Origin of the sequence: Pararhizobium sp. DWP3-4, from assembly GCF_049898205.1 — a bacterium.
Lineage (GTDB): Bacteria > Pseudomonadota > Alphaproteobacteria > Rhizobiales > Rhizobiaceae > Pararhizobium.
Window position 1 is genome coordinate 207,081 of the sequence record NZ_JAFCXF010000004.1, and the last position, 26,929, is coordinate 234,009.

26 protein-coding genes and 1 pseudogene are annotated in these 26,929 nt (G+C 60.1%); 16 read left to right on the forward strand and 11 right to left on the reverse strand.

Annotation, left to right across the window (positions count from 1 at the left end):
* Positions 1-121: 121 nt before the first annotated feature.
* Positions 122-384, reverse strand: a pseudogene (locus ACP7E6_RS12805) (type II toxin-antitoxin system PemK/MazF family toxin); the annotation flags it as partial.
* Positions 381-593, reverse strand: a complete 213-nt coding sequence (locus ACP7E6_RS12810; protein ID WP_426230112.1) for an antitoxin MazE family protein — start codon at positions 591-593, stop codon at positions 381-383. The gene ACP7E6_RS12810 and the pseudogene ACP7E6_RS12805, both read right to left, overlap by 4 nt.
* A 240-nt stretch (positions 594-833) precedes the next feature.
* On the opposite strand from ACP7E6_RS12810, the gene thrS reads away from it, so the two are divergent.
* Both thrS and ACP7E6_RS12820 read left to right on the forward strand, forming a co-directional pair.
* Complete coding sequence (thrS, locus tag ACP7E6_RS12815) at positions 834-2,822, forward strand: threonine--tRNA ligase (RefSeq protein ID WP_426230113.1); 1,989 nt, start codon at positions 834-836, stop codon at positions 2,820-2,822.
* A gap of 209 nt (positions 2,823-3,031) precedes the next feature.
* The gene (locus ACP7E6_RS12820; protein ID WP_426230114.1) at positions 3,032-3,874 is read left to right on the forward strand and encodes a lysophospholipid acyltransferase family protein; all 843 of its coding nucleotides are present in this window, start codon (positions 3,032-3,034) and stop codon (positions 3,872-3,874) included.
* Between the two features lie 4 nt (positions 3,875-3,878).
* On the opposite strand, the gene ACP7E6_RS12825 is transcribed toward ACP7E6_RS12820, so the two are convergent.
* Positions 3,879-4,886: a hypothetical protein gene (locus tag ACP7E6_RS12825; RefSeq protein WP_426230115.1), complete on the reverse strand. Its 1,008-nt coding sequence runs from the start codon at positions 4,884-4,886 to the stop codon at positions 3,879-3,881.
* Positions 4,887-4,998: 112 nt separating this feature from the next.
* Between ACP7E6_RS12825 and ACP7E6_RS12830 the strand changes: the two genes are divergently transcribed.
* Complete coding sequence (locus ACP7E6_RS12830) at positions 4,999-5,583, forward strand: nitroreductase family protein (RefSeq protein ID WP_426230116.1); 585 nt, start codon at positions 4,999-5,001, stop codon at positions 5,581-5,583.
* The gene (locus ACP7E6_RS12835) at positions 5,583-6,185 is read left to right on the forward strand and encodes a flavin reductase family protein (RefSeq protein WP_426230117.1); all 603 of its coding nucleotides are present in this window, start codon (positions 5,583-5,585) and stop codon (positions 6,183-6,185) included. Before ACP7E6_RS12830 ends, ACP7E6_RS12835 begins: the two co-directional genes overlap by 1 nt.
* 9 nt (positions 6,186-6,194) lie before the next feature.
* On the opposite strand, the gene ACP7E6_RS12840 is transcribed toward ACP7E6_RS12835, so the two are convergent.
* Positions 6,195-6,905 carry a hypothetical protein gene (locus ACP7E6_RS12840; RefSeq protein ID WP_426230118.1) on the reverse strand — a complete coding sequence of 237 codons (711 nt, stop codon included), beginning with the start codon at positions 6,903-6,905 and terminating at the stop codon, positions 6,195-6,197.
* A 78-nt stretch (positions 6,906-6,983) separates the two neighbouring features.
* On the opposite strand from ACP7E6_RS12840, the gene ACP7E6_RS12845 reads away from it, so the two are divergent.
* Positions 6,984-8,123, forward strand: coding sequence for a DUF2336 domain-containing protein (locus tag ACP7E6_RS12845; protein ID WP_426230119.1), 1,140 nt, complete (start codon positions 6,984-6,986; stop codon positions 8,121-8,123).
* 4 nt (positions 8,124-8,127) lie between these two features.
* Here ACP7E6_RS12845 and ACP7E6_RS12850 read toward each other — a convergent pair whose 3' ends face one another.
* The gene (locus ACP7E6_RS12850) at positions 8,128-8,679 is read right to left on the reverse strand and encodes a helix-turn-helix domain-containing protein (RefSeq protein WP_426230120.1); all 552 of its coding nucleotides are present in this window, start codon (positions 8,677-8,679) and stop codon (positions 8,128-8,130) included.
* Positions 8,680-8,784: 105 nt separating this feature from the next.
* On the opposite strand from ACP7E6_RS12850, the gene ACP7E6_RS12855 reads away from it, so the two are divergent.
* The gene (locus ACP7E6_RS12855) at positions 8,785-9,810 is read left to right on the forward strand and encodes an SDR family oxidoreductase (RefSeq protein ID WP_426230121.1); all 1,026 of its coding nucleotides are present in this window, start codon (positions 8,785-8,787) and stop codon (positions 9,808-9,810) included.
* A gap of 2 nt (positions 9,811-9,812) precedes the next feature.
* Here ACP7E6_RS12855 and ACP7E6_RS12860 read toward each other — a convergent pair whose 3' ends face one another.
* A complete protein-coding gene (locus ACP7E6_RS12860; protein WP_426230122.1) occupies positions 9,813-10,259 on the reverse strand; it encodes a hypothetical protein in 447 nt (148 codons plus the stop codon).
* A 219-nt stretch (positions 10,260-10,478) separates the two neighbouring features.
* Here ACP7E6_RS12860 and ACP7E6_RS12865 point away from each other — a divergent pair, with 219 nt between their 5' ends.
* Positions 10,479-10,967, forward strand: coding sequence for a GNAT family N-acetyltransferase (locus tag ACP7E6_RS12865; RefSeq protein WP_426230123.1), 489 nt, complete (start codon positions 10,479-10,481; stop codon positions 10,965-10,967).
* Between the two features lie 105 nt (positions 10,968-11,072).
* Here ACP7E6_RS12865 and parE read toward each other — a convergent pair whose 3' ends face one another.
* Positions 11,073-13,148 carry a DNA topoisomerase IV subunit B gene (gene parE, locus ACP7E6_RS12870; RefSeq protein WP_426230124.1) on the reverse strand — a complete coding sequence of 692 codons (2,076 nt, stop codon included), beginning with the start codon at positions 13,146-13,148 and terminating at the stop codon, positions 11,073-11,075.
* A 241-nt stretch (positions 13,149-13,389) separates the two neighbouring features.
* Between parE and ACP7E6_RS12875 the strand changes: the two genes are divergently transcribed.
* The 6 genes from ACP7E6_RS12875 to ACP7E6_RS12900 all read left to right on the forward strand — a co-directional run bounded on the left by ACP7E6_RS12875 (position 13,390) and on the right by ACP7E6_RS12900 (position 20,208).
* Positions 13,390-14,274 carry an alpha/beta hydrolase gene (locus tag ACP7E6_RS12875; protein WP_426230125.1) on the forward strand — a complete coding sequence of 295 codons (885 nt, stop codon included), beginning with the start codon at positions 13,390-13,392 and terminating at the stop codon, positions 14,272-14,274.
* 125 nt (positions 14,275-14,399) lie between these two features.
* On the forward strand, positions 14,400-15,842 hold the full coding sequence (locus ACP7E6_RS12880) for a UbiA family prenyltransferase (RefSeq protein ID WP_426230126.1): 1,443 nt from the start codon (positions 14,400-14,402) through the stop codon (positions 15,840-15,842).
* Complete coding sequence (locus tag ACP7E6_RS12885) at positions 15,839-17,161, forward strand: FAD-binding protein (RefSeq protein ID WP_426230127.1); 1,323 nt, start codon at positions 15,839-15,841, stop codon at positions 17,159-17,161. Before ACP7E6_RS12880 ends, ACP7E6_RS12885 begins: the two co-directional genes overlap by 4 nt.
* Before the next feature lie 115 nt (positions 17,162-17,276).
* On the forward strand, positions 17,277-17,732 hold the full coding sequence (locus tag ACP7E6_RS12890) for a transporter (protein WP_426230128.1): 456 nt from the start codon (positions 17,277-17,279) through the stop codon (positions 17,730-17,732).
* Positions 17,729-18,739, forward strand: a complete 1,011-nt coding sequence (locus tag ACP7E6_RS12895) for an NAD-dependent epimerase/dehydratase family protein (RefSeq protein WP_426230129.1) — start codon at positions 17,729-17,731, stop codon at positions 18,737-18,739. The genes ACP7E6_RS12890 and ACP7E6_RS12895 overlap by 4 nt, the downstream gene beginning before the upstream one ends.
* 17 nt (positions 18,740-18,756) lie before the next feature.
* Positions 18,757-20,208, forward strand: coding sequence for an aspartate aminotransferase family protein (locus ACP7E6_RS12900; protein ID WP_426230130.1), 1,452 nt, complete (start codon positions 18,757-18,759; stop codon positions 20,206-20,208).
* A gap of 73 nt (positions 20,209-20,281) precedes the next feature.
* Here ACP7E6_RS12900 and ACP7E6_RS12905 read toward each other — a convergent pair whose 3' ends face one another.
* The 3 genes from ACP7E6_RS12905 to ACP7E6_RS12915 all read right to left on the reverse strand — a co-directional run bounded on the left by ACP7E6_RS12905 (position 20,282) and on the right by ACP7E6_RS12915 (position 22,260).
* A complete protein-coding gene (locus ACP7E6_RS12905) occupies positions 20,282-20,833 on the reverse strand; it encodes an OmpA family protein (protein ID WP_426230131.1) in 552 nt (183 codons plus the stop codon).
* A 202-nt stretch (positions 20,834-21,035) separates the two neighbouring features.
* On the reverse strand, positions 21,036-21,629 hold the full coding sequence (locus tag ACP7E6_RS12910; RefSeq protein WP_426230132.1) for a YceI family protein: 594 nt from the start codon (positions 21,627-21,629) through the stop codon (positions 21,036-21,038).
* 64 nt (positions 21,630-21,693) lie between these two features.
* Positions 21,694-22,260, reverse strand: a complete 567-nt coding sequence (locus ACP7E6_RS12915) for a cytochrome b (RefSeq protein WP_426230133.1) — start codon at positions 22,258-22,260, stop codon at positions 21,694-21,696.
* A gap of 193 nt (positions 22,261-22,453) precedes the next feature.
* Here ACP7E6_RS12915 and tpiA point away from each other — a divergent pair, with 193 nt between their 5' ends.
* From tpiA to ACP7E6_RS12930, 3 genes are all read left to right on the forward strand, one after another.
* Positions 22,454-23,224 carry a triose-phosphate isomerase gene (tpiA, locus tag ACP7E6_RS12920; RefSeq protein ID WP_426230134.1) on the forward strand — a complete coding sequence of 257 codons (771 nt, stop codon included), beginning with the start codon at positions 22,454-22,456 and terminating at the stop codon, positions 23,222-23,224.
* A 267-nt stretch (positions 23,225-23,491) separates the two neighbouring features.
* Positions 23,492-23,992, forward strand: coding sequence for a preprotein translocase subunit SecG (gene secG, locus ACP7E6_RS12925; protein ID WP_426230135.1), 501 nt, complete (start codon positions 23,492-23,494; stop codon positions 23,990-23,992).
* Between the two features lie 153 nt (positions 23,993-24,145).
* Positions 24,146-25,774, forward strand: coding sequence for a CTP synthase (locus tag ACP7E6_RS12930; RefSeq protein WP_113318494.1), 1,629 nt, complete (start codon positions 24,146-24,148; stop codon positions 25,772-25,774).
* 89 nt (positions 25,775-25,863) lie between these two features.
* Here the strand turns inward: ACP7E6_RS12930 and ACP7E6_RS12935 are convergent, their stop codons facing one another.
* Positions 25,864-26,868: a methyltransferase gene (locus tag ACP7E6_RS12935; protein ID WP_426230136.1), complete on the reverse strand. Its 1,005-nt coding sequence runs from the start codon at positions 26,866-26,868 to the stop codon at positions 25,864-25,866.
* Positions 26,869-26,929 lie beyond the last annotated feature (61 nt).

The following is a 26,929-nucleotide window of genomic DNA, read 5'->3' on the forward strand; positions in this document are numbered from 1 at the left end:
GGGATTGCGGCCGGTCAATGGCCGCGCCTGCGAGGTTCTAATTCTGTTGCTTCATCGAGCCAGCGAGCCCGAAGAAGACCAGCAGGCCACGGTTTAGCCGCAGCATGTCCTCGTCATCGAGCCGCCCGATCTGCCGTCCGATTTTCGATTTCGGCACGGTGGTGATTTTGTCGACCATCAGGCGGGATACCGCAACAAGGCGGTTGCGTGCGCTCGGTGCGACAGGAAGCCGAAATAGTGGCGCTTCGGTTTCGTCCGATGTGAAGGCACAGATGGTTATCGACGCCGTCGAATCGAATTGTCGTCCTGGATGATGACGACCGGGCGCGGTTTGCCCGCATAATCCGCGCCGCCGGCAACGGTCCAAATGTCACCGCGCCTCATTCATTGCCCGGGTCATAGACCGCATCGATGAAGGCCTGATCGTCTTCGGCCTGGGCGCTTTGCGCAACCGCAAGCGACTGGCGGCGCGCCTCGGTCTTGAACGAAGGCGCGCGCACATCCGGTACCCAGATCTGAATCGGCCGTAGGCCTTGAGCGCGCAATCGCGCCCGGTATTCACCGACTTTTACACGTGAGGGTTTTGAGGGCATGGAGGTTCTCTCAAAATACTGGTTACATGTAACTTAGCAGAAAGCAGGCTGATTCAATCATTGCCAAAAGCGATTTGCATTGATGCCGGTTAACGTTTGAACGAAGCCCTCACGGAGATGACCTCACCACCCCTTCCAATCCCGCTACTTTCCCTTTATACCGCGCACCGCACGCGCCGGCATGACCGGCTTCCACTCATACCACCCGCATTCGTTGGCGGGACTGGATAGGAGATTATTATGTCTGACGCTGTTTCCCTTACATTTCCCGATGGTTCCGTACGCGGTTATGCCGCTGGCACGACGGGCCGTGACGTCGCCGAATCGATCTCCAAGTCGCTTGCAAAGAAAGCCATCGCGATCGCGCTGGATGGCGAGCTGCGCGACCTGTCCGATCCGGTCGTCACCGGCAAGCTCGAGATCGTCACCCGCGAAGATGCCCGCGCGCTGGAACTGATCCGCCACGACACGGCTCACGTGATGGCCGAAGCCGTGCAGGAACTGTGGCCCGGCACGCAGGTCACCATCGGCCCGGTAATCGAAAACGGCTTCTATTACGATTTTGCCAAGAATGAGCCTTTTACGCCCGACGATCTGCCGAAGATCGAAAAGCGGATGAAGGAGATCATCCAGCGCAACAAGCCCTTCACCAAGGAAATCTGGCCGCGCGACAAGGCCCGTCAGGTGTTTGCCGACAAGGGCGAGAACTACAAGGTCGAGCTGGTCGATGCGATCTCCGCCGATCAGGACCTGAAGATCTATTATCAGGGCGACTGGTTCGATCTCTGCCGTGGGCCGCATATGGCCTCCACCGGCCAGATCGGCAATGCCTTCAAGCTGATGCGGGTTGCCGGCGCCTATTGGCGCGGTGACAGCAACAACCCGATGCTGACGCGCATCTACGGCACCGCCTGGCGTACGCAGGAAGAACTCGACCAGTATCTGCATATCCTGGCCGAAGCCGAAAAGCGCGACCATCGCCGGCTTGGCCGCGAGATGGACCTGTTCCATTTCCAGGAAGAAGGCCCGGGCGTGGTCTTCTGGCACGGCAAGGGCTGGCGCATTTTCCAGACGCTGGTTTCCTATATGCGCCGGCGGCTGGCCGGCACCTACCAGGAAGTCAACGCACCGCAGGTGCTCGACAAGTCGCTGTGGGAAACCTCCGGCCACTGGGGCTGGTACCGCGACAACATGTTCAAGGTGACGGTTGCCGGTGACGAGACCGACGACGAGCGCGTCTTCGCGCTGAAGCCGATGAACTGCCCCGGCCATATCCAGATCTTCAAGCATGGCCTGAAATCCTACCGCGAATTGCCGATCCGGCTTGCCGAGTTCGGCAACGTCCACCGCTACGAGCCTTCCGGCGCGCTGCACGGCCTGATGCGCGTACGCGGCTTCACGCAGGACGATGCGCATGTGTTCTGCACCGACGAGCAGATGGCAGCCGAGTGCCTGCGCATCAACGACCTGATCCTGTCGGTCTATCAGGATTTCGGGTTCAAGGAAGTCGTCGTCAAGCTCTCGACCCGTCCGGAAAAGCGCGTCGGCGACGATGCGCTCTGGGATCGCGCCGAAAGCGTCATGATGGACGTGCTGAAGACGATCGAGGCGCAGTCGGAAGGCCGCATCAAGACCGGTATCCTGCCGGGCGAGGGCGCTTTCTACGGCCCGAAGTTTGAATATACGCTGAAGGACGCCATCGGCCGGGAATGGCAGTGCGGCACGACGCAGGTCGATTTCAACCTGCCGGAACGTTTTGGTGCGTTCTATATCGACAGCAATTCGGAAAAGACCCAGCCGGTGATGATCCACCGCGCCATCTGCGGCTCGATGGAGCGCTTCCTCGGCATCTTGATCGAAAACTTTGCCGGCCATATGCCGCTGTGGATTTCGCCGCTGCAGGTCGTCGTCGCCACCATCACCTCGGAAGCCGACGACTATGGCCGTGAAGTTGCCGAACTGCTGCGCGATGCCGGTCTTGAGGTCGAGACCGACTTCCGCAACGAGAAGATCAACTACAAGGTCCGCGAGCATTCGGTGACAAAGGTGCCGGTGATCATCGTCTGCGGCATGCGCGAGGCGGAAGAGCGGACGGTCAATATCCGTAGGCTCGGTTCGCAGGCGCAAACGCCGATGACGCTCGACGAGGCAATCGCCTCGCTGGTCTTGGAAGCAACGCCGCCGGACGTCAAGCGCAAGGCCGAGCGCCGGAGCAAGGCCAAGGCCTGATCATCGGCGAAAGCCTGTATGATCCCGTCGGGAAGGTGCGGCAGGGCCGCGCCTTCAGTCTTCTGTCAGAAAACTGTAACATTGGCAGACTATCCGGTTTATGCGTGATGGGTGGAATAAACGTCCGCCGCCGGAACGCAAATCCGGCAGATCGAAATACCTGTGCTGCGTCCCTTCCGGACGCACCTTTTCTTGGAACGGGGAACAACGTGCAGTTCAAAGAGCTGTCTTACGCCAACGAGAACGATCGACGGCTGAAACGTTGGTTTATCCGTTCCATGGAAGGGCTTGGCGGGCGCAATCGTTACGCCAGGCTCTACAATCAGTGGCGCCATAACATCGTCGGCAAGAGCGACCGGATTTTCGGCGAAATGCTCGACCTGATCGATGTGCGCGTCCGTGTCCAGGGCGAATGGCCGCCGCGTCATCTGCCCGATACGCCCGTGGTCATCGTCGCCAACCATCCCTTCGGTATCGGCGACGGTATTGCTGTCCTGTCGCTTGCCGAGCAGCTCGGCCGCCCGTTCCGGGTGCTGATCAACAACGAACTCTTGAAGGTGCCGGAAATGGCGCCCTATTCGTTGCCGATTTCGTTTGAAGAAACCAAAGAGGCCTTGGCGATCAACATGCAGACGCGCCACGAGGCCGTGCGGCTCCTCAAGGAAGGCGTCACCCTGATCGTCTTTCCGGCCGGTGGTGTTGCCACGGCAAGAAAGGGTTTTGGCAGGGCCGAGGATCTGCCGTGGAAGATGTTTCCGGCCAAACTCATCCAGGCGGCCAAGGCAAGCGTCATCCCGATCTATTTCGAAGGCCAGAACGGCAGGCTGTTTCACCTGGCGAGCAAGGTTTCGCTGACCTTGCGCATCTCGCTGTTGATCCGCGAGTTCCGCAGGCTGTCCGGCACGACGATTTCGTCGCGCATCGGCCAGCTGATTGCCTGGGAAGAGCTGAGTGCCATTGCCGATCGCAAGGATATCCTGACGCGGATCTATGACGGCGTGTTCTGCATGGCGCCGCCACGCAAGCCCTTTCTCAAAAGGGCTGTGTCCTAGTTCTTCAGTCCTGTGCGTCGGAAGCACCGGATGCGGGCTGTACGCCCTTGTCGTTGAGCAGGACCTCGACATCGGTATTGACGCCGGCCTTGACGGTAAAATCGCGCTGGAAAATCTTCTCGTTGTTGCGCGCCACCGCGGAATAGCTGCCTTCGGCAAGCACCAGCGTCGGGAAAGCGCCGACGCTTTCGCTGACGACGTCGCCGGATGAGGTCAGGATCGACCATGCGGTATCGGCAATCGCTTCTCCGCCCGGCTCCGAGACGAGCTTCAGTGTCAGTTTGGCGGCGCGGTGCTGGATCGTCGCTTCCGTCAGCTTGCCGGCTTCCACCTGGATATCGGCGCGAATGACGGCGTTGACCGAGCCGTAGTTGGAAACGACGTGATAGGTGCCGGTGTTCAACCGGACGACCGTGTTCGGCTTGACGTCGGCGACAACCAGCGCCCGTTCGCCGTCTTCTTTCGAATCCGCTGAAAAGATCGAAAAGCTCAGTTCGCCCGGCGGGATGCGTACGTCGCTGCCGGACACCGCATTCAGCATGACGCCGCCGGCATCCAGCACCAGCACCTGTTTTTCGACCAGGCCGGCGTCTGCCACCCTGATCTTGCGTGTCGCGCCGGCGCGGCCGAAGGCGACGTTGACGAAATATTCGCCGGGAATGAGCTGGAACGCCGCTGATCCGCCTTCCGACGTGGCCACCAGCGGCAGCTTGCCGTCCGAGCCGGGAATAGGGCTGAAAACGCGCCAGGTCAGGCCCTGCTCGACAGACTTGCCCTTTTCCGTCAGATGCGCTTCCAATTGAATGTCTTTCGCCGTCGGACCCTGCGTCGCGGCATCCGGGACCGTCGGATTGAAGCTGTTGAGCTTCGGCATTTTCTTGGTCGGAGCGGAGATCGCCGGGAAGGCCTTGAAGGGGTCGGCAAGCTCCTGCGCCTGTGGAGCACGGGCGCCAGCTGTTGCAACAACCAGCGCTATGGTGACAGCGCGAACGTGACCGGCCTTGATGCGCATGGGGTGGTTGACATCCTGAGTGTGTGGCTCCACTTGAAACGCCGATATGGCAATTTCGTGGCTGCCCTCGTGGTAGCGGCGTGCGGTGGCAAACTAGTGGAAATGGACGGCAATGAAAACTGAAATCAGCCTGCGTGATTATCTGGCAACCCGCCGGTCTATTCCAGCCTTTCAGATGGGTGGACCGGGACCGGACACGGCTGAAATCGAGGAAATGCTGACGCTTGCCTCGCGCGTGCCCGATCATGGCAAGCTGGCGCCCTGGCGCTTCATCGTTTATCGCGGCGAGGAGCGGGTTCGCATCAGTGCCGAACTGGCGAAAATGGCGCTCGCAGCCAAACCCGATCTGTCCGAAGAGATGATCAAGGTGGAAAATGCCCGCCTGTCGCGCGCGCCGGTCGTCGTCGCCGTCGTCAGCAGGGCGGCCCCGCATGTCAAGGTGCCGGAATGGGAACAGCTGATGTCGGCCGGGGCCGTCTGCCTCAACCTGTTGATGGCTGCCAACGCGCTCGGGTTCTGCTCGAACTGGCTGACCGAATGGTACGCCTTCGATGAAAAGGCCTATCCGCTGCTCGGCGTTCATTCCGGCGAGAGAATAGCGGGCTTCATTCACATCGGTACGCCGCAGGTGCCGCCGACGGAACGTCCGCGACCCGAACTGACCGAGATCGTCACCTGGGTGGGCGAGGACGCCTGATGTTTTATGCAACTGCGCAAAACCTCCACGGCCTTGCCCACGATCCGTTCAAGGCCATCGTCTCGCCGCGGCCGATCGGCTGGATCGGATCGAGGGCTGCCGATGGCAGCCTCAATCTGGCGCCCTATTCCTTCTTCAACGCGATCAGCGATGCACCGAAACTGGTGATGTTCTCCTCGTCCGGCCGCAAGGATTCTGTGCGCAACATCGAGGAAACCCGTGAGTTCACCGCCAATTTCGTCAGCTTCGATATCCGCGAGGCGATGAATGCCACATCGGCTCCGGTTCCGCATGGCAAGAGCGAATTCGCACTTGCCGGATTGATGCCCATTGAAGGCCAGTTCGTTCAGGCACCCTTCGTTGCCGAAGCTTACGCGGCACTCGAATGCAAGGTCACGGAAATATTCCAGCCAAAGGGGCTCGACGGAACGCTCTCTGAAAACCACGTGGTCATCGGCCAGGTCGTCGGCATTCACATCCGCGACGAGGCGATCCGTGACGGACGCTTCGACATGGCCAAGGTCCGGCCGGTCGGCAGGATGGGGTATATGGATTATTGCGATGCCGGCGACGTCTTCGAAATGTTGCGGCCCACGCGATAGTCCGGCGTCCTAAATTACGGCCAGCGCCGCCAATTGTTCGGCGTTGCGCGCAACCACGCCGGAAAAGCCATCGGCAAGCGCGATATCGCGCGTGATCTGCGGATCGTCATCCCTGTCTTGCAGCAGTGCGTAGGAGGCAATGCCTGCCTGTCTCGCCTTGATGACAGCGGTCGCAGCTGCGAGGAGAAGCGGCGCGCCGGTCCTTGACGCTGCGGCGTTGAACACCTGGCTTGCCGTCGCCCGCGTCAGGCCTTCGCTGTCGAAAATGATGGCCCTCAGGCGCCGGGATATATCTTTCAGCGATACCGGTGAGAGAAGGAATATCGGGTTCTCGCCAAATTCCGCCACCAGTGCCACCGACCCCGCCTCGATCCCGTTGCTGGCCTCCGCGACCCGCAGCATGACGTCGAACTTCTGAATGTCGGCGGCACCGCCACAGCCGGAAAGCACCAAGCCATGCGGCCTCAGCGCCACCAGCCGCTCGATCGCGGCCTGTCCGGCTTCGTCGTCCGGTCCACCAACGCGAAACAGCGTCGAGCCTGCCGTCGATTGCCTCTGTGTGAGGATCGCCTGCACCGCCTCGAGAGCCTCTCCGGTAAGCCAGTCGTTGCGGATATCGAGGATCAGGGTCCCAGTCTCGTATGTACCGATCTGCGCCAGCAGCCCCTTCGGTTCCGCGCACAGCATCGGCAGCGTCATTTCGAAGCGGTTAACGGACATGGTGAACCAATCTTAAACCTTTGATCGCTAACGTAGGAATACCAGGATTGTGGCTGGTTGGTGTGTAGTGAGGCGTCGGTGATCATTCAAGCATTTCTTCGTTGGGTCGAGACCGCAAAAACCAGCGATCGGGTTCGGGCGGCCAGCGCGTTGGGCCGCGCCTATGTTGCGGCAGAAATGAATACGCTCGACGAACATGCGGCCGAAATGGCGATGACCTTTCTGCTTGATGACCCCTCGCCGAAAGTCCGGTTGGCGCTCGCCGAAGCCATTGCGGATTGCGCGCGCATTCCCCGGGCCATCATCCTGTCGCTGGCCGAAGACCAGCCTGAAACCGCTTATGCCGTCATTTCGCGTTCTCCTGTGCTCAACGATATGGACCTTGTCGATCTCGCCGCCAAGGGCACGCCGGAAACCCGCGCAGTCATTGCGGCCCGCCAGGCCATGTCCCGGCCGGTTGCCGCGGCCATCGCCGAGATCGGCGGCGAGGAAGAGGTATTGATCCTGCTCGAAAATGAGCAGGCGCGGTTTTCCTGCCGGACGCTGAAACGCCTGAGCGACCGGCTCGGCCATCTCTGGTCTGTCCGCAATACGTTGCTTGACCGTGACGATCTTCCGGCCGATGCCCGTCATGCATTGGTCGAGAAGGTTGGAGCGGCACTTTCCGGCTTCGGTCTCGTGCAGGCCGTGATCGGCGAACGCCGCGTCGAGCGGATTACCCGCGAAGCCTGCGACAAGGCTGCCGTCGGCATGGCGGGGGCAGCCCAGGCTGATCAGATCCCCAACCTCGTCGAGCATCTTCGGGTAACGGGACGGTTGACGCCGGCCTTCCTTCTGAACGCATTGTGCTCCGGCAAGATCGACTTCTTCGCAGCCGCCATCGTCAACCTGTCTGATGTCGCCGACAAGCGGGTTCGCTCGATTCTTTCCGACGGCCGTATCCACGCCATCCGGGCTTTGTTCGAAAGTGCGGGGCTTGGCCGAGACGTCAGTGCGCTGTTTGCCGAGGCCGTGCTGATCTGGCGCAAGGAAAACCGGGTTGGCTCACCCACTGTGACGGCCACTATTTCCACCGCCTTGTTGTCTAAACTGCGCGGCAGGAGCCAAGTATCCGATGCCTCCGGCGGCCTTGCTGATCTCATCGAGAAGCTGACGATTGCCGAACAGCGCCAGAGCGCCCGCGATTACGCGCTGCTTGCAGCCCGTGAAGCGGCCTGATTTTTCAGGAAGGCCGTGTCGACGTGTCGAGCAGGCGCATCAGGGCGGCCAACCGTTGGTCCAGTTTCTCAAGTCCGTTGGGCGCTTTCTTAATTCCGTCCAGACAGACGTAGAGCAGATCGGCCAGCGCTTCGGCCGAAAGGCCGGTTGCGGAGAGCGAAATCTCGTCCTGAGAGACCGCGGTCTTTACTGCATCTTCGATGAGTGCACGCAGGCGAAGCGAGGTTGCCACATTAATGTCGCCGGCCAGTAGCATGTTCGCCTCGAACAGTTCCAGTCCGTGCGTGCTGGCCTTGACGGGCGCCATGATCGTCATGGTGAAATCCGTCAGCGCATTTTCCATCCGCAGGATGAAAGGGCGGCTGGACGAAAAGGCCGCCTCCGCCGCCGTCAAAGCCGCGCCGTGATGCCATGTCATCAGTGACCGGAACAGATCATCCTTGTTTCTGAAATGCAGGTAGAGCGCTGCGCGCGACATCATGGCAGCATCGGCAATATCCTGCATCGACGCCTTCTTGAAGCCGTAGCGGGTAAAAACCTCTGCGGCCGCCGTCATGATATGCTGCTTCTTCTCGTCCATTCTGTTGAATTGACACTTTGGACTAAAAATGTCAAACTGACAAAATAGATCAAAAATGTCAGAATGACAGAGAAGAGGTAGATGATGAACAAGGATGCACGCAAGCTGATTGCTGTGACTGGAATAGGCGGTTTTCTCGGCCGCCGTGTCGCAGCACGATTGCTGCAGGCCGGATATGAGGTTCGTGGAACCTTGCGATCGCTAAAAAAGGCGGCGTCCATCGAGGCGGCGATCCGGTCGGCGGAAGGTGCCGGTGGTGGAAAACTCTCCTTCGTTGTCGCTGATCTTCTGTCTGACGAGGGCTGGGATGCGGCATTTTCCGGCGTAACAGATGTGATCCATACGGCATCGCCTTTTCCATCAAGCGTTCCAAAAGATGAAAATGACCTCATCCTGCCAGCGCAACAGGGAACGTTGCGGGTGCTGCGTGCCGCAAGAGATGCCGGCGTTCGCCGCGTAGTGCTGACATCCTCCATTGCCGCCGTCAGTTACGGTCCGGGCAGGGCGCCTTTTACGGAAACCGACTGGACCGATGTCGACGGGCCGCTGGCCACGCCCTACTACAAATCGAAGACGCTGGCCGAGCGCGCCGCCTGGGACTTTGCCCGCGAAAATGACCTTGAACTGGTCGTCGTCAATCCGGGCATGATCCTTGGCCCCATCCTGGGCGCCGAGACAGGCACGTCGGTCGGTGTGGTGCAAAGCCTGATGAAGGGCCGTTATCCCGCCATGCCGGATTTCAGCGTGCCGGTCGTCGATGTGCGTGATGCTGCGGAAGCGCACGTTCTTGCCATGACGACCGCTGGGGCCGCCGGCGAACGTTTCATCATCGCCGGCAAGGCGCTATCGATCAGGGATATCGCCAATGTCCTGAAACGCGACTTCCCTGCCTATGGGAAAAAGCTGCCGAAATTCGTTCTGCCCAACTGGCTTGCGAGACTAGCCGCGCGCTTCGATCCCGGCCTGAAGCTGATTGCCGGTGAGCTTGGCCGCGACGCGCGCATATCGAACGAAAAGGCGAGGCGCGTGCTGGGTTGGAAACCGCGCTCGGAGGACGAGGCAATCCGTGCCAGCGCCGAAAGCTTGATCGCTGCCGGGCTCGTATAGGCTTACTTCGTAAACTTCCGCGCCACCCAGGAATAGCCGTCCTCGATATAGTGGACGGGCTTGGTCACGGCGTTGCGCAGTGCCGACGCGTCGGGCAGGGCGCCTGACACCATCGCCAATGTCCGGCGCGGCAGGCTTGGCCGCTTTTGTTCCGCAGTCGGCGGTGCCGGTACGACGTCCGGTTCGACCGCATGAGCCTGATCGAGCGCCGGCTGGTTCGTCGGTTCGGGTGCAGGGTCCCTGGCATTGGCCATCGTGTCGCCGGACGTTTCGCAGACCGCGACGATCACCGGGTAGTTGACGTTGGAGAATTTCGGCAACTGTTTCTGCGATTCCGCATCGCATATCGCAATGGTCTGCCAGGTGCCGCTGATCGTCGAGACGTAGTGGCATTGGCTGACGCTGTCGTCGCAGCCGAGAATTGTCATGACGATCAGGGCAGGAACCATCGCGGATGTTCTCCAATTCGGTGAAGATCGTTCGGTAAAGAGCGATTCTGAGTTCGCTGAACTAAAAGTCTTTTTGCTCCGGAAGTAAGGCAGAGTGGGAAAAGCTTGGAAACAATTTGTTTCTGCCGTTTGGGCTGGGTGAGAGGCGCTTGTCGAATAGAGCCAGATTTGCCGTCTGTCGTTTTCAGCGCTGTGCTTTTAGAGTTGATTGCGAACGGCATGAATCGACCTGCGAAGGAACAACGCCAAGTGACTCTCACCATTGAAAAAGAATCGCCTCGCCAGCCCGGCGTCCTGCACCTGCTCGACCAATCCGACGCCTATGCGCAGTCGCTCTATCCGGCCGAAAGCAACCACCTCGTCGATGTCTCGACGCTCGAAAAACCATCGGTCTCCTTCTTCGTCGCCCGCCATGAAGGAAAGATCGTCGGCTGTTGTGCCTTGGCGGATGCGGGAGACGGCAGTGCCGAGATCAAGCGCATGTTCGTCGATCCGCAGGCACGGGGCTTGAAGATCGGCCGCAAGTTGCTGGATCATCTCGAAGGTCACGGCCGCGAGGCCGGCCTGTCGGCGATCCGACTGGAGACCGGCATCTACCAGCCCGAGGCGATCGGCCTCTACAAGACCGCCGGCTATGTCGAGATCGGGCCGTTCGGTTCTTATCAACCGGACCCGCTCAGCCTGTTCATGGAAAAAGCCATCGCCTGACGCAGAGTCAGTTCCTCGCAGGGAAAATCGTTTCCGCTCCGTCAGTTGGAGCGGAAAGTTGAATCAATTCAGCAGCGTGTTGAATCGGCCTATCAAGGCTTTGACCTAGATGTCCAGGTTGTCCGCAAACACGGCACGTTCCTGAATGAAGCGGAAGCGGGCGTCGGCCTTGGTGCCCATCAGGTTGTCGACGGCTTCGCGCGTGCCTTCGAAATCCACCTCGTCGATGGCAACCTTCAGCAGCGTGCGCTTGGCCGGATCCATGGTGGTTTCCTTCAGCTGCGCCGGCATCATTTCGCCAAGTCCCTTGAAGCGGCCGATCTCGACCTTGCCGCGGCCGTTGAATTCCGTCTCCATCAGTTCCACCCGATGGGCGTCGTCGCGGGCGTAGAGCGTCCTGGCCCCTTGCGTGATGCGGTAGAGCGGCGGCACGGCCAGATAAAGATGGCCACCCCGCACGAGCTCCGGCATTTCCTGGTAGAAGAACGTGATCAGCAGCGAGGCGATATGGGCGCCATCGACGTCGGCATCGGTCATGACGATGACGCGCTCGTAGCGCAAATCCTCCTCGCGGTACTTGCTGCGCGTGCCGCAGCCGAGCGCCTGGATGAGATCGCTGATCTGCTGGTTGGCTCCAAGCTTTTCACGGCCGGCGCTGGCAACATTGAGGATCTTGCCGCGCAGCGGCAGGATCGCCTGGTTGGAGCGGTTGCGTGCCTGCTTGGCCGAGCCGCCAGCCGAATCGCCTTCGACGATGAACAGTTCGGCGCCCTCGGCCGAATTCTGCGAGCAGTCGGCAAGCTTGCCCGGCAGGCGCAGCTTGCGCACCGCCGATTTGCGGGTAACCTCTTTTTCCTTGCGGCGGCGCACCCGTTCGTCGGCGCGCTCGATCACCCATTCCAAGAGCTTATGGGCTTCCTGCGGGTTGTCGGCGAGAAAATGGTCGAACGGATCGCGCAGCGCGTTTTCGACGATGCGCTGGGCTTCGACGGTCGCCAGCTTGTCCTTGGTCTGGCCGACGAATTCCGGTTCGCGGATGAACACCGACAGCATGCCGGCCGCCGAGATCATCACGTCTTCGGTAGTGACGATCGCCGCGCGCTTGTTCTGCGTCAGTTCGGCATAGGCCTTCAGGCCCTTGGTCAGCGCGATGCGGAAGCCGGCTTCATGCGTGCCGCCTTCGGGTGTCGGAATGGTGTTGCAATAGGAATGCACGACGCTGTCGCCGCCATACCAGGTGACCGCCCATTCCATCGCGCCGTGGCCGCCGGTCTTTTCCGTCTTGCCGGCAAAGATTTCGCGGGTGACGGTGAATTCCTTGCCCATCGTCGCCTGAAGGTAGTCCTTCAAGCCGCCGGGGAAGTGGAACACCGCCTTGTCCGGCGTATCCGTGCCTTCGATCAGTGCCGGATCGCAGGACCAGCGGATTTCGACGCCGCCGAACAGATAAGCCTTCGACCGCGCCATGCGAAACAGCCGGGCCGGATCGAATTTTGCGTGCGAACCGAAGATCTCCGGGTCCGGGTGGAATTTCACCTTGGTGCCGCGCCGGTTCTGGATATCGCCCAGCTCCTCCAGCCCGCCTTGCGGAATGCCGCGCGAAAAGCGCTGGCGGTAGAGCTTGCGATTGCGCGCAACTTCGACTTCGAGAATGTCCGAAAGCGCGTTGACGACGGAAACGCCGACGCCGTGCAGACCACCTGAGGTCTCGTAGACCTTGCTGTCGAACTTGCCGCCTGCGTGCAGGATGGTCATGATGACTTCGAGCGTCGACTTGCCCGGGAATTTCGGATGGTTCTCGACCGGGATACCGCGGCCGTTATCGGTGACCGACAGGCAGCCTTCGGCGTCGAGATGGACGTCGATGAAATTGGCGTGTCCGGCGACCGCTTCGTCCATCGAATTGTCGATGACTTCGGCAAACAGGTGATGAAGCGCCTTTTCGTCGGTGCCGCCAATATACATGCCCGGCCGCCGGCGAACCGGCTCCAGCCCCTCCAGAACTTCGATCGTCGAGGCATTGTAATCGCCGGTATCGGCCTTCAGCGTCGTGGAGGCGCCGCTGCGCTGTTCCACCACGGGAGCGGCGGGCGTCACAACGACCGGCTTCGGCACGACGGCATCCGTCGCAGGCTTCGGTACCAGGGGCAATGCTGAAAAGAGATCGTTGCTGTCGGTCATAGTCTGTTTTGATGTCTTTCCGTGGTGGCGGCTTCAGATCCGGGCCGGGGTGCGGACTGGGCCGTCATGAATGTCTGCACGAATCGCCGGAATTCTGCCAAATTCCTGGCGCGAGAGCGACTTGGCCAGCCTTGTGTCTCAGCCGCACGCGTCAACACGCCGATCGTGCCTTCAATAGCCCCAACTGTTGCTTTGCGGAAGGTCCGATGGCAAGGCTTGGATCAAAAGAGGAACATTCCGGATGCACCTGTCCACAGCTCATTTGATCTTTCGCGTTGTTTTTGCCTCAATTGTCATGGTCGTCTTGGCTTTGCCGGCGCAGGCAGCACCGCTGAAGCCATTCAAGGACGAGCTGTTTTCCTACGGAACGGTACTGGAAACCGGGGATGACGGCGATTACCGCGTCATCGATTACGATAAGATGCGCGATATCCACGGCCGCGACCAGGAGCCGGAACGCCGGGTAAGGCGGGCCTATGTGTCGCTCGGTGTCAAGCGCGCGCAGGCCAACGAGACGCTTGATCTGGCCAACCGGCCGCTCGATGTGTTGCGGGTCGGTGCCCCGAGTGGTGCGGCATTCACGGTCATCTTCATCCACGGCCGGGGCGGCGACCGGCGGCTCGGCGCCAACGACTGGTCGTTCGGCGGCAATTTCAATCGCCTGAAGAACCTCGCTGTTGAAAACGGCGGTGCCTACTATGCCCCGAGCATCCGCTCCTTCGATGATGCGGGTGTCGCAGACATCGCCGGACTGGTCGCCTTTGCCCGACAGCAATCACCGGGCAGGCCGGTGGTGCTAGCCTGTGCCTCGATGGGCAGCTTCATCTGCTGGGGCATCACCCGAAACCCCCAGGCGGTTGCGGCCCTCAAGGGCATGATGATCATGGGGGGGCCTGCCGATCCCACGTTCAACAAGAGTGCCGCCTACAAAAAGAAACTGCCGATCTTCTTCAGTCACGGCAGCGACGACAGCGTCTATGCAGCCGCCGATCAGATTGCGTTCTACCGGTCGTTGAAGAAAGCCAATTATCCCAGCCGCTTCGTGCTGTTCCAGACCGGATCGCATGGCACCCCCGTTCGCATGACGGACTGGCGCGATGCGTTAAACTGGATCGGGCTTGACTGAAGCTCCTAATATATCCGGGATTCGTTAACCAACGCCGTAGTTTGAAACTTTAAGGCGAGCGCTGTTTGCTTTTTCGAAACCTGATCATGGGACTGTCCCAGGGGTATATTATCGGGGTTTGATCTATGGATGCTCGGACAGAAACGCGGCATATTCCGCTGTGCGTCGATCTCGATGGCACGTTGCTTGCCGCCGACACGCTCTGGGAGGGCGTGGCGATCATCCTCTTGCGCAATCCGTTGATGGTGTTTGCAGTCCTTGTCTGGATGGCGAAGGGCAAGGCACGGCTGAAATACGAGGTTGCTGCGCGCTCCGGACGTCAGGCGGCCGACTGGCCCTATCGCGAGGCGGTACTTCAACGCCTGGCACGCGAACGCGAAACCGGCCGGCAAGTCATTCTGGTCACCGGCGCCGCCGAAAGCGTCGCGCTCGGGGTCGCAGCTCATACCGGCGCTTTTTCCTCCGTCCTGCACAGCACCACGGACATCAACCTCACCAGCCGCCGCAAGCGGGAAAAACTGATCGAACAGTTCGGCGAGGGCGGGTTCGACTATATGGGCAACAGCCGCGATGACGTGCCGGTGTTTGATGCCGCGCGCAAGGCGATTGTCGTGGCACCCGATGCCGCCGCCGAAAAATGGCGGCGGGCCCATGATGCCGAGCGGCTCGATCTCGGCAGCGCCGCACCTTTCGCCGCCCTGAAATCGATCCGGGTGCATCAATGGGCAAAGAATGTGTTGATCGGCGTGCCGATGATCCTCAACCACGACATTCTGCACATGGATGCGGTGGTCAATGTCATCCTGGCGTTCTTCGCCTTCAGTTTTCTTGCCTCGGCCGTTTACGTGATCAACGACCTGTCGGATCTCACCAACGACCGGCGCCACCCCAAGAAGCGCCACCGGCCGCTGGCCAGCGGCCAGATGTCGGTGCCGATGGGGCTGATGCTGGCGCTGTGCCTGCTCCTTGCCTCGCTGTCGCTGACGGCTGTGCTGCCCTCCGATTTCGCGCTTGTGCTCGGCTTCTATGCCTTGGCGACCACTGCCTACACGTTTGTGCTCAAACGCAAGCTGCTGGTCGATGTCTTCACGCTGGCAGGGCTCTACACGGTTCGCATCATCGCCGGCGCTGCCGCCACCGGCACCGAGCTTTCCTTCTGGCTCTTGTCGTTCTCGATCTTCTTTTTCCTCAGCCTGGCGCTGGTCAAGCGTTATGTCGAACTCGACGAATATGACGGCCGTGACGGCAACCAGGTGCCTGGACGCGGCTATCTGGCCGTCGATTTCGAAATGGTCGGGCAGGCCGGCGTCTCCTCGGCCTTCGCCTCGGCGCTGGTTCTGGCGCTCTATATCCACAGCAAGGAAATGCAGGAGATGTACACGTTGGACTGGGCGCTATGGCCGCTCTGCCCGCTTGTCCTCTACATGTTGCTGCGCATCTGGATGCTGGCCCGCCGCGGCATGCTGCATGAGGATCCGGTGGTGTTCATCATGCGCGACTGGCGCAGCCTCGTGACCATGGCGATCGGCGCAGGCTTCGTGCTCGCCGGCGCGATGGGAACGCCATGACCACTCGCGAATTCGACAGCTGGGGCCGGATCGATTGCCGCGAGCGCCAGTCCGTATCCCCCGATGCCTATGAGAACCTGCGCGAAAATGCAGCACCCGGCGCGTTCCTGCCCTTCGGCAACGGCCGGTCCTATGGCGACAGCTGCCACAACGACCAGGGCAGGCTGATCGAGAGCCGGGTGCGCACCCGTATCCTCGGTTTTGATCCGGGAACGGGGATCATTTCCTGCGACGCCGGCGTCACGCTTCATTCCATCCTCGAAACGGCGATCCCGCACCGGTTTTTCCTGCCGGTGACGCCGGGAACCGCATCCGTGACCGTTGCCGGTGCTGTCGCCAACGATGTCCACGGCAAGAACCACCACGTGCGCGGGACGTTCGGCAAGCATGTGCTGGGCCTGACATTGCTGCGATCGAGCCGCGACGTGCTGACGTGTTCGACCACGGAAAACCGGGAACTGTTCTTTGCCACCATCGCCGGCATGGGCCTGACGGGATTGATCCTGTCGGTTGACCTGCAGCTGATGAAGGTACCATCCGCCCATATCCAGCAGCATGCGATCCGCTTCGACAGCCTCACCGACTATTTCGGCATGGTCGAAACAGTCGACGGCGAGCATGAATATTCCGTCGCGTGGATCGATCAGCTGGCGACCGGCAAGCGGGCGGGCAGGGGCGTTCTTCTGGCCGGCGATCATGCCGATGCGTCCTGCGAATTTCCCGACATGCCGCGTGCAAGAAAATTATCGGTGCCTTTTGCGCCGCCGTTCAATCTCTTGAACACGGTGACGCTGAAGGCATTCAACGAGCTGTATTTCCGCAAGGAAAAGCGCGGCGAAACGGTCAAGACGGTCAAGTGGCCAGGCTATTTCCACCCGCTGGATGCCATCGGCAACTGGAACCGGCTCTATGGTCCCAAGGGCCTCTACCAGCACCAGAGCGTCTATCCCACCGGGAACGCCCCGGAGCTGACGGCACGGCTGCTGGAGACTGCCCGCAAGGCTGGCCACGCGTCTTTCCTCACCGTGCTGAAGAAGTTCGGCGAGCAGACTTCCGGCGGGCTTTTATCCTTCCCAAGGCCCGGTTTTACGCTGACTTTGGATTTCGCCAATCAGGGTGAAGAGACCCTTAAGCTTCTCAACCGGCTGGACGCCATGGTTGTCGAGGCCGGCGGCGCCATCAATCCCTACAAGGATGCCCGGATGAGCCCGCAAACCTTTGATTTGTCGCTCCCGCGCTGGCGGCAGCTGGAAGCATTGCGCGATCCGGCCATGGTTTCCAACTTCTGGAAGCGGACGGCCCTTTCTTTGCCGAAATGAGAATGGGCTTTGCCAAAATGAGAATAGGAACAATTTGAATTAAATAAACGCCCGAATTTCACCGAATATACGACTCTTGCGTGTAGGTGTTGCGAGGGGAACAGGGAACATCGACATGAAGTATATTGTATTCATTCTCTTCACCGTGATTACCAATGCTGCAGCACAGGTCATGCTAAAACAGGGCATGCTGTCGCTTGGACCGTTGACCTTCACGGCGGATACTTTCATTGCCCGTATTTTCCAGGTGGTTTTCAACCCCTGGGTCTTTGCCGGACTTGCCACCTTCGTCATTTCGATGGTGTCGCATCTCTACGTGCTTTCGAAGGTGGAACTCTCCTTCGCCTATCCATTTCTGAGCCTTGCCTATGTGGCTGTGGCCGTCTTTGCCTATTTCGTCTTCCATGAGGATCTGAACGCCTGGCGCATCGCCGGCATCGGCTTCATCTGCGTCGGAACCATTCTCATTGCCCAATCCGGCCTGTCCGGGGCCGGCATGTCTTCGCATGAAGACCAGCCATCGCTTGAAGCCGCGGGCGCAAAAACAGTAAAAATCGGGAGCGCATCATGAAACATATCATTTTCGGCGGTGACGGCTTCGTCGGCCGCCATCTCGCAGAACGTCTGGTCCGGGACGGTGAAGAGGTTCTCGTTGCCGACATCGCCAAATCCGACCTGCCGCATTATGCCCGTGCCCGTTTCGTCCATTGCGACGTCACCAATGCCGACGATGTGATGAAGGTCGAGATCGGCCCGGACGACATGGTCTACAACATGGCGGCCAAGATGCTGTCGCCATTGCAGGTGCGCTCCAAGCGCTGGCAGTTCTTCTGGCCGGTCAATTATTACGGTGCCGAAAACATCATGAAGGCGACCGCAAAGTCCGGCGCCAATCGGATGGTGCAGTTCACCACCGACATGATCTACGGCCACACCGTCATGTCGCCGCAGACCGAGGCGCATCCGGCAAAGCCGCTGGGTGAGTACGGCAAGTCGAAATGGGCAACCGAGCAGCTCGCGGCCGAATGGCGCAAGCAGGGCATGAACATCTCGATTTTTCGCCCGCGCCTCATTATCGGGCCTGGCCGTCTCGGCATTCTGGAAAAGCTGTTCAAGCTGATCGACGCCAACCTGCCGGTGCCTATGATCGGTTCGGGCAAGAACCCGTACCAGTTCATCTCGGTGTTCGATTGTGCCGAGGCAGCGCGTCTTGCCTGGAAGGGTGGCGTGCCGAACGAGGCCTATAATCTCGGTTCCGACAATCCGCCATCGGTAAAGAAGCTGCTTGGCGACCTGATCGTCCATGCCGGCTCGAAATCGTTCCTGGTGCCGACGCCGGCCTTCGCGGTGAAGGCGACGCTCGCAGCCTTCGACTTCGTCAACATGCCGATCATGGATCCGGAACAGTATCTGATCGCCGACGAGATGTGCATCCGCGAAACCGGCAAGCTGAAGAAGGAGCTGGGCTGGAAGGCTGAGTACAATGACGGCGCCATGCTGATCGCAGCCTACGATGAATACCGCGTCAAAAAGGCCGGCAAGGCTTTCGCACACACAGCCGCCGTACCGGCCGAATGAACCAGGGGATCACGACAATGCTCGACAAAACCCAACACGTCGCTATCGAGGCATCCGCCCTTGCCGGCGCAATCAGGAAGCCGGACCTCATCACCGTCGAACAGGCCAAGGCCATGAGCCTTGCCGATATGACGACCTTCTTCAAGGAGCACTTAAACCCAGGCCAGCTTCATTTCATGAAGCTGCTCGGTTTCAACAAGGTGAAAGTCGAAAGTGCCGAGGGCATGTATTACACCGATCAGAACGGCCGCAAGATTCTCGATTTCTTCGGCGGTTTCGGTTCGCTGGCCTTCGGCCACAACCATCCCCGCATCCTCTCGGCGCGCAAAAAATTCCAGGACGAAAACCGGCACGAGATCGCGATTGCCTTCCTGTCGCAATATGCGGCAGCGCTGGCCAAGAACCTTGCGACGATCGCGCCCGGTGATCTCGACATGGTCTTCCTCGGCTCTTCCGGCTCGGAAGCCATGGAAGCAGCCCTCAAGGTTGCCGAACGTGCGGCTGGCCCGAAGCGTCCGCGCATCGTCTATGCCGAAAATTCCTTCCACGGCAAAACCAAGGGTGTGCTGTCGATCACCGACGGCCCGCTCTATCGCGGCGAATTCAAACTGCTCGACAACAACGTCAAGGTTCCGTTCGGCGATATCGATGCCATTCGTAGTGCCTTCGAGCGCGATCCGACCATCGGTGTCCTGGTTCTCGAAACCATCCAGGGCGGCGGCGGCATCGTTCAGGCATCGCCGGAATTCTGGCGCGAAGTGCGCGCGCTCTGCGACAAGCATGGCGTCATCTGGGTTGCCGACGAGGTTCAGTGCGGCATGGGCCGGTCGGGCCGTTTCTTTGCCTTCGAACATGCCGGCGTCGTTCCGGATGTGACGGCGCTGGCGAAATCGCTCGGCGGCGGCAAGTCCGCGATGGCAGCAATGATTGCGAGGCGCGAGGTCTACATGAAGGCCTATGGCACCAAGGCGACGGCGATGATCCACGCCCATGCCACCTTCGGCGGCATCGGCGAGGCATGCATCACCGCGATCGAAGGCCTCAACATCATGTATGACGAGGACCTGATCGAAAACGCTGCGGTTCAGGGCGAATACCTGCTCGAACGGTTGAACGCGCTGAAGGCGAAATATCCGAAGATCATCAAGGATGTTCGCGGCCAGGGGTTGATGGTCGGCCTGGAATTCCAGGATTTCAGCCAGACCCTGCCGATGGTCCTGCGCCCGGTCGTTGCCGTGCTGGACGACAAGCTCAAGGGCTCGCTGTCCGGCTTCATCGGGGCGCTGCTTCTGCGCGACTACGACACGCTGGTTGCCTTCACCGAATACAATCGCAACGTCATCCGGCTCGAGCCGCCGCTTATCTGCGAACGTCAGCATGTCGACCAGTTCGTCGATGCGCTCGATGAGCTGCTTGGCCGCGGCATCATCCGCATCGTCAAGGATTTCGTCGGCAGCCAGATCGGCTGATTGCCGCAGAAAAATGAAACAAGGGCGCGGTGCCGATGCACCGCGCCTTTTCTGATTCCGGCTGTCCGGCTGGTTATTGTTTCAGCGTCGAAATCTCGACCCGGCGATTGCGCCCGTCTTCGGGATCCGCTGGGAAGAGCAGGGCGGTTTCGCCGAACGCGCGCAAAACCAGCCGTCTTGGATCGATCTTGTAATGTGCCATCAGATATTGCGTCGTCGATGCAGCGCGCGCCCGGCTGAGGTCGAGATTCTCGGCGTCGGTGCCGGTCGCATCCGTATGGCCGCCGATCAGGAAGCGATAGGATGCAAGGTCGCTGGATTGCAGCGCCATGCCGACATTGTCGAGAAGGCGCTCTGCCTGCGGTGTCAGCTCGGCCGAGCCGAAATGAAAATTGACCGCGAGATTGACCGTTGCCGCAAGCCTGTCGCCATAGCTGTTGACCTTCTCCAGATCCTTGGCGCCGATGATCTTCAAGCCGCGGGTCTTTTCCTTTTGCACCAGCACGGGGTCGAGCGAGCGAACCAGCAAACCTGGCGTCGCCGTGGTCAAGACGTCTTGCGCACCCGCTGCGACCGGAAGCAGGCTAAGACCGAAAACCAGAGATTTGAAGAAAGCACACCGCATAGATTCGCCCCGGATTTCCAGGCCATGTAACAAGTGAAGAGTGAGCAAGGCTGCGAAGAGTAAGAGTGCATTTTTAGGCCGTCAATTCCCAAACGGGGAGTGACGGTTTCAATATATCATGGCTCTGGATCGGGCCGCCGACATGTTCCCGCCGGAACAGTGTGCAGGTTTGTAAGAATGCGGTATGCGAGAATGGCAAAGGCTAGTGTTTTTGCCCGTTCACCATCATGTCGAACTCAACGATATTCGAGTAGATCGGTATTCCGACCGACATGTCGTAACGGGTGCGATAGACGCCGCCCTGGATGCGAAAGCCGATAACGCGCCGGTTCCATTTGGTCAGCGTCGCGTCAAAATGTTCGGTCCTGGTCGTGCCCTTGGCCGTCAGATTGCCCTCGATTTCGGCGGTGTTTTCACCGGTTCGGGTGATCTTCGTCGAGCGGAAGACGATTTTCGGATGGTTCGCGGTGTCGAACACGGCGGTGGAGCGCAGAAAATTCTCGATGCGCGGTTCGCCGGTCTGAACGGTTTCCGGATAGAGCGCAAATTCCACCACGGACTTGCCGATGTCGCCACCGTCCAGCTGGAATGTGCCCGAAAATTTCGTGAACTTGCCGGAAATGCCACCGCCGCCGACCTGGCCGACTTTGAAATTGATCTGCGAGGACCCATCGATGTCGTAGCGTCCGGCTGCGTCATCCAGCGTCGGCGCCTTGGCTTCGGACGCAGATACCTGCAGAGCCAACCCTGCGAGCGCCGTTAATGCAACGGTGATTGTCGTCAAACGTGCGGACATTGATGCGGTCCTTCCCGATGCCTGGTTTGCGCTCCGTAAGACGCACGATGCTGCGGAAATATTCCTAACCGTCCCGCCACTTGTTGCGCAGCATGCGGACAAGCACCGCATCGTGGCGGATCAAGTGATGGTGGAAGGCAGCCCCTGCATGCATCAGCACAAGCCCTGCCAGGCTATAGGCGAGAACCGCATGGGTCGTTGTCCACAAGGCCTCAGCGACGGCGGATTTCTCCAGCGGCAGATGCGGGATGACGACGAGATTGAAATAGAAGCTCGGAATATCCAGCGTCGAGACTGACGCGAGCGCCCAGCCGGTGACCGGCACTGCCAGCGTCAGGCAAAGAAGCAGCATGTGGACGAGAAAGCTCGCACGTCTTTCCGTGACGGAGAGCCCGGCAACCGCCGCCGGATGTTTGCCCGCCAGCCACCAAAGGACCCGGATGACGCAAACACCAAGGGCCGTGAACCCGAAGGACTTGTGCCATTGGAAGAGGTTAAATTGCAGCACCGGGTCGATGTCCGGCCGGGTCATGACATAGCCGAGGACCAAGAGCCCGGCGATCAGAAGGGCAATCGTCCAGTGAAGGAGAATGGTCACCCATCCGAACGCGTCCGGGCCGTTGCGCAGCATCATCGATCTCCGATTGTCAAAAGCTCCGCCGAATCATCGCTCTTTCGCCGAATGCGAACAAGCCGTCCGGCCATCACGGTTTCGATACCAAGCCCAGGGTAAACCGGCCGCAGCGTAGCGGCCTGCTTTTCTTTGCCCGGCTTTTTTGCTAGGGCCTTTGCCGGTTAAAGGACAATACCCTTAAGGAGACGACATGACGCCCGACGTAAAGCCGCTGGTTGCCGGAAACTGGAAGATGAATGGTCTGCGGGCGTCGCTCGATCAGATCAAGGCGATGGCGGAAGGCGTCAAGGGAAACCTGTCGGCAAAGGTCGAAACGCTGATCTGCCCGCCGGCGACGCTGCTTTATGTGGCAACCGCGCTCTGCGACGACAGCCCGCTTTTGATCGGCGGGCAGGATTGCCACGAAAAGGTTTCGGGCGCCCATACCGGTGATATCTCCGCCGAAATGATCGCCGATTGCTTCGGCACCCACGTGATCGTCGGCCATTCCGAGCGCCGCACCGACCATAAGGAAACCGACGCTTTGGTGCGTGCCAAGGCCGAAGCTGCCTATGCCGCCGATCTCATCGCCATCATCTGCATCGGCGAGACGGGTGACGAGCGCAAGGCTGGCCAGACGCTGTACGTCTTGAAGCGCCAGCTGGCGGGTTCCATTCCGGACAGCGCCACCGCGGAAAACACCGTCATCGCCTATGAGCCCGTCTGGGCGATCGGCACCGGCCTGACGCCGACGGCAGCCGACGTTGAGGAAGCCCACGCTTTCCAGCGGTCCGAGCTCGTTGCACGTTTCGGCCCTGCCGGCGCGCAGATGCGCATCCTTTACGGTGGCTCGGTCAAGCCGGGCAATGCCAGGGAACTGATGGGCATTGCCAATGTCGATGGCGCTTTGATCGGCGGCGCAAGCTTGAAAGCCGACGATTTCCTCGCCATCTACCGGGCGTATGAAGACTTGACGGCATGATGCCGGCGGACTGGCGATAAGCCGTCCTTTGGGTTTCTACCCGCCGATCCCTGGTATTAAGTCCATGGTAAGGCGGGCAGGGGCTTTTAATGCGCGGTGGCTTGGTATATGCAGCCGCCAACACTAATCTTTGCCGCGTGGAGCGGACGCTGAAACTTGCGTTGCAATTTCAATGTGTCTCCCATGCCGGACGATCACCCGATTGCGTGTCTGCTCTCTGGCTTTCTCAAGCCGGACGGAACGTGATCTAAGGCAGGACTGGACAAAATGCAGACCGTATTGCTTGTCATCTATCTCATGGTTGTGCTGGCGCTGATCGGCGTCGTGCTCATTCAGCGCTCCGAAGGCGGCGGCCTCGGCATCGGCGGCGGCTCGGGCTTCATGTCCGCCCGCGGCACGGCCAATGCGCTGACCCGCACCACCGCCATCCTTGCTGCCCTGTTCTTCGTGCTGGCGCTCGGCATGGGCATTCTCGCCCGTTACCAGCCGAACGCGACCGACGTTCTCGATCGTATCCCGGGCACGACCAACAACGGCAAGGGCGTGCTTGATTCGCTTGGCGGCGGCACGACCCCGCCGGCTGGCGAGACGCCTGCCCAGACACAGACGCCTGCCCAGACACCGGCACAGTCCGGAGCCAACACCCAGACGCCTGCGACGACCACCACACAGACGCCGGCGACCACACAGACGCCTGCAACGCAGACGCCTGCGACGACCGAAACAAAGCCGGCGACATCCGGTTCGGAAGTCCCAAGCGGCCAGTAAGGCTCAAAGCAGATATAATCGCCGGCGGAAGCCAGTCTTCCGCCGGTTTTCTTTTGTTTGAATTTTGCCACCCGAACCTTTTGAACGGAAAAATTCTGAAAGATGAATTTTTCGGTGGCGGAATCATTTTTGAAACGGTATCCGGTGAAGCCCATGGCGCGATATGTATTCATCACTGGCGGCGTGGTTTCTTCCCTTGGCAAAGGGATAGCCGCAGCTGCTCTCGGAGCGTTGCTGCAGGCCCGGGGCTACCGGGTGCGGCTTCGCAAACTTGACCCCTATCTCAACGTCGATCCGGGCACCATGAGCCCGACGCAGCACGGCGAAGTGTTCGTGACCGACGATGGCGCGGAGACGGACCTCGATCTCGGTCACTACGAGCGCTTTACCGGCCGCTCGGCGACCAAGACCGACAACATCACCACCGGCCGCATCTACAAGAACATCATCGACAAGGAACGCCGCGGCGATTACCTCGGCGCCACCGTCCAGGTCATTCCGCACGTCACCAACGAGATCAAGAATTTCGTCACCGAAGGCAATGACGATTTCGACTTCGTCATCTGCGAAATCGGCGGCACGGTCGGCGATATCGAGGCGATGCCGTTCATGGAGGCGATCCGCCAGCTGAAGAACGATCTTCCGCGCGGCACCGCGATCTATCTCCACCTGACGCTGATGCCCTATATTGCCGCTGCCGGCGAATTGAAGACCAAGCCGACCCAGCATTCCGTCAAGGAACTGCAGGCGCTCGGCATTCATCCCGATATCCTGCTTGTGCGTGCCGACCGTGAAATTCCGGAGGCCGAACGCCGCAAGCTGTCGCTGTTCTGCAACGTCCGCCCCTCCGCCGTCATCCAGGCGCTCGATGTGGCGTCGATCTATGACGTTCCGATCGCCTATCACCGCGAAGGCCTCGACAACGAGGTGCTCGCCGCTTTCGGTATCGAGCCGGCACCGGCGCCACGCATCGAAAACTGGCTTGAAGTCGCCAACCGCATCCGCACCCCGGAAGGCGAGGTGACCATCGCCATCGTCGGCAAATATACCGGCCTGAAAGATGCCTACAAGTCGCTGATCGAGGCGCTGTATCACGGCGGCATCGCCAACCGGATCAAGGTCAAGCTCGAGTGGATCGAGTCGGAAGTCTTCGAAAAGGAAGACCCGTCGCCTTATCTCGAAAAGGTCAACGGCATCCTCGTTCCCGGCGGTTTTGGCGAGCGCGGCTCCGAAGGCAAGATTCAGGCGGTGCGCTTTGCCCGCGAGCGCAAGGTGCCCTATTTCGGCATTTGCTTCGGCATGCAGATGGCGGTGGTCGAAGCCGCCCGCAATCTCGCCGGCATCGAAAAGGCCTCGTCGACCGAATTCGGCAAGACCGAAGAGCCGGTCGTCGGCCTGATGACCGAATGGGTCAAGGGCAATGCGCTGGAGAAGCGCGCAGCCTCGGGCGATCTCGGCGGCACCATGCGTCTTGGCGCCTATAAGGCGAGCCTGAAGAAGGGTACCAAGATCGCCGATATCTACGGCTCGACCGAGATTTCCGAACGACACCGTCACCGCTATGAGGTCAATGTCGATTACAAGGATCGCCTGGAAGCCTGCGGCCTGGAATTCTCCGGCATGTCGCCGGACGGCGTCCTGCCGGAAACCGTCGAATACCCGGATCACCCGTGGTTCATCGGCGTCCAGTACCACCCGGAACTGAAAAGCCGCCCGCTCGACCCGCACCCGCTGTTTGCCAGCTTCATCGAAGCGGCCGTCGAGCAGAGCCGTCTGGTGTGACGAGATGCGGCGTTAGCCGCTGACTCACCATGAGTTCAGGATACCTAAACCGCTCGCAACAAGCCGTTGCGGGCGGTTTTTGTTTGTAGCTATGGTTTTCTTGCGGAGATCAACTGGCTTCCCGATGGCATCGCATCGAATGCAATGTCGACGAAGCCCGCCTCCGACAGCCAGTCGCGGTATTCGCGTCGCGTATACGACGCGCCTTCCGGGTACAGGTTCATGAAGGTCAAGTCGTAGAAGACGGCCTCCGACGGCGACACACGGTCATCGTTGAGAATGCCGACGCCGCTGATCAATATTCTTCCTGCTGAATTCAGACTGGCATAGGTGTTGCGAATGGTTTTGGCTGCGTCCTCGCGCGACAGCACCTGGATTACCGCCTTCAGAATGGCGAGGTCGTGGGTGGTGCTCGATGGTGCCTTCACGATGCTGCCGGCCTCGAATCGCACTCCATTGGCCAATGGCTCGTCTGCCAGGAGTGTCTTTGCAAGCATGATGCTCGCCGGCAGTTCGAGCAGGGTCACCTGAAGGTCCGGCTTGGTCTCGCGCAGTCCGATGAGGGAATGGCCTGGCCCGCCACCGATGTCGATGGCGGAGTGCACACCTTCGAAGTCGATCATGTCCGCCAGCCGGCGTCCGAAGGACAATGCACTCGGCGCCGTTCCGCGGAAGAATGCCAGCGATGCCTCGGGATCGGACGTGGCGAAGTCATGTTTCGCGGCGGGTCGTTCCTCGCGAATGGATGTGGCGGTCAGCAGGTCGGCGCGCCAGAGTTCATCGAGAAGCTGGTGCTCCTCGCCGATATAGCCGGGTTTTCCCTGGACAAGATAAGTCGCCGCCTCCGGACCATTGCAAAAACCGGTGTCGTGGATTTCCAGCAGACCTGCCGAAACCAGCGCGTAAAGCAATCGTTCGAGGCGGCGCGGATCGACATTCAGAGTACGGGCCACTTCAGCGCCCGTGAGAGTAGCGTCGCCAAGTGCGGTAAACACGCCGAGTATCACGCCGGCATGCATGGCGAATGCCGGAGCGATGGACGCCTGAAGCGATTGAATGAGAGTGGGTTCCGGAATCGCACTCTCCGACGCCATTGCAAGTACCCTCGACCGAAGAAAACTCTGACAACTTTATTGGTAGGCAATGGCTCTGTCG

What these genes read in the sequence shown, in the direction of transcription:
- ACP7E6_RS12840 (WP_426230118.1), bottom strand. Translation starts at nt 6,905, where the DNA reads ATGTCCGTTAACCGCTTCGAAATGACGCTGCCGATGCTGTGCGCGGAA.
- ACP7E6_RS12835 (WP_426230117.1), top strand. Translation starts at nt 5,583, where the DNA reads ATGTTTTATGCAACTGCGCAAAACCTCCACGGCCTTGCCCACGATCCG.
- ACP7E6_RS12850 (WP_426230120.1), bottom strand. Translation starts at nt 8,679, where the DNA reads ATGACGGCGGCCGCAGAGGTTTTTACCCGCTACGGCTTCAAGAAGGCG.
- ACP7E6_RS12915 (WP_426230133.1), bottom strand. Translation starts at nt 22,260, where the DNA reads ATGCTGCGCAACGGCCCGGACGCGTTCGGATGGGTGACCATTCTCCTT.
- ACP7E6_RS12880 (WP_426230126.1), top strand. Translation starts at nt 14,400, where the DNA reads ATGGATGCTCGGACAGAAACGCGGCATATTCCGCTGTGCGTCGATCTC.
- ACP7E6_RS12860 (WP_426230122.1), bottom strand. Translation starts at nt 10,259, where the DNA reads ATGGTTCCTGCCCTGATCGTCATGACAATTCTCGGCTGCGACGACAGC.
- ACP7E6_RS12895 (WP_426230129.1), top strand. Translation starts at nt 17,729, where the DNA reads ATGAAACATATCATTTTCGGCGGTGACGGCTTCGTCGGCCGCCATCTC.
- thrS (WP_426230113.1), top strand. Translation starts at nt 834, where the DNA reads ATGTCTGACGCTGTTTCCCTTACATTTCCCGATGGTTCCGTACGCGGT.
- ACP7E6_RS12900 (WP_426230130.1), top strand. Translation starts at nt 18,757, where the DNA reads ATGCTCGACAAAACCCAACACGTCGCTATCGAGGCATCCGCCCTTGCC.
- ACP7E6_RS12830 (WP_426230116.1), top strand. Translation starts at nt 4,999, where the DNA reads ATGAAAACTGAAATCAGCCTGCGTGATTATCTGGCAACCCGCCGGTCT.
- ACP7E6_RS12885 (WP_426230127.1), top strand. Translation starts at nt 15,839, where the DNA reads ATGACCACTCGCGAATTCGACAGCTGGGGCCGGATCGATTGCCGCGAG.
- ACP7E6_RS12890 (WP_426230128.1), top strand. Translation starts at nt 17,277, where the DNA reads ATGAAGTATATTGTATTCATTCTCTTCACCGTGATTACCAATGCTGCA.
- ACP7E6_RS12935 (WP_426230136.1), bottom strand. Translation starts at nt 26,868, where the DNA reads ATGGCGTCGGAGAGTGCGATTCCGGAACCCACTCTCATTCAATCGCTT.
- secG (WP_426230135.1), top strand. Translation starts at nt 23,492, where the DNA reads ATGCAGACCGTATTGCTTGTCATCTATCTCATGGTTGTGCTGGCGCTG.
- tpiA (WP_426230134.1), top strand. Translation starts at nt 22,454, where the DNA reads ATGACGCCCGACGTAAAGCCGCTGGTTGCCGGAAACTGGAAGATGAAT.
- ACP7E6_RS12875 (WP_426230125.1), top strand. Translation starts at nt 13,390, where the DNA reads ATGCACCTGTCCACAGCTCATTTGATCTTTCGCGTTGTTTTTGCCTCA.
- ACP7E6_RS12810 (WP_426230112.1), bottom strand. Translation starts at nt 593, where the DNA reads ATGCCCTCAAAACCCTCACGTGTAAAAGTCGGTGAATACCGGGCGCGA.
- ACP7E6_RS12855 (WP_426230121.1), top strand. Translation starts at nt 8,785, where the DNA reads ATGATGAACAAGGATGCACGCAAGCTGATTGCTGTGACTGGAATAGGC.
- ACP7E6_RS12905 (WP_426230131.1), bottom strand. Translation starts at nt 20,833, where the DNA reads ATGCGGTGTGCTTTCTTCAAATCTCTGGTTTTCGGTCTTAGCCTGCTT.
- ACP7E6_RS12930 (WP_113318494.1), top strand. Translation starts at nt 24,146, where the DNA reads ATGGCGCGATATGTATTCATCACTGGCGGCGTGGTTTCTTCCCTTGGC.
- parE (WP_426230124.1), bottom strand. Translation starts at nt 13,148, where the DNA reads ATGACCGACAGCAACGATCTCTTTTCAGCATTGCCCCTGGTACCGAAG.
- ACP7E6_RS12825 (WP_426230115.1), bottom strand. Translation starts at nt 4,886, where the DNA reads ATGCGCATCAAGGCCGGTCACGTTCGCGCTGTCACCATAGCGCTGGTT.
- ACP7E6_RS12865 (WP_426230123.1), top strand. Translation starts at nt 10,479, where the DNA reads ATGAATCGACCTGCGAAGGAACAACGCCAAGTGACTCTCACCATTGAA.
- ACP7E6_RS12910 (WP_426230132.1), bottom strand. Translation starts at nt 21,629, where the DNA reads ATGTCCGCACGTTTGACGACAATCACCGTTGCATTAACGGCGCTCGCA.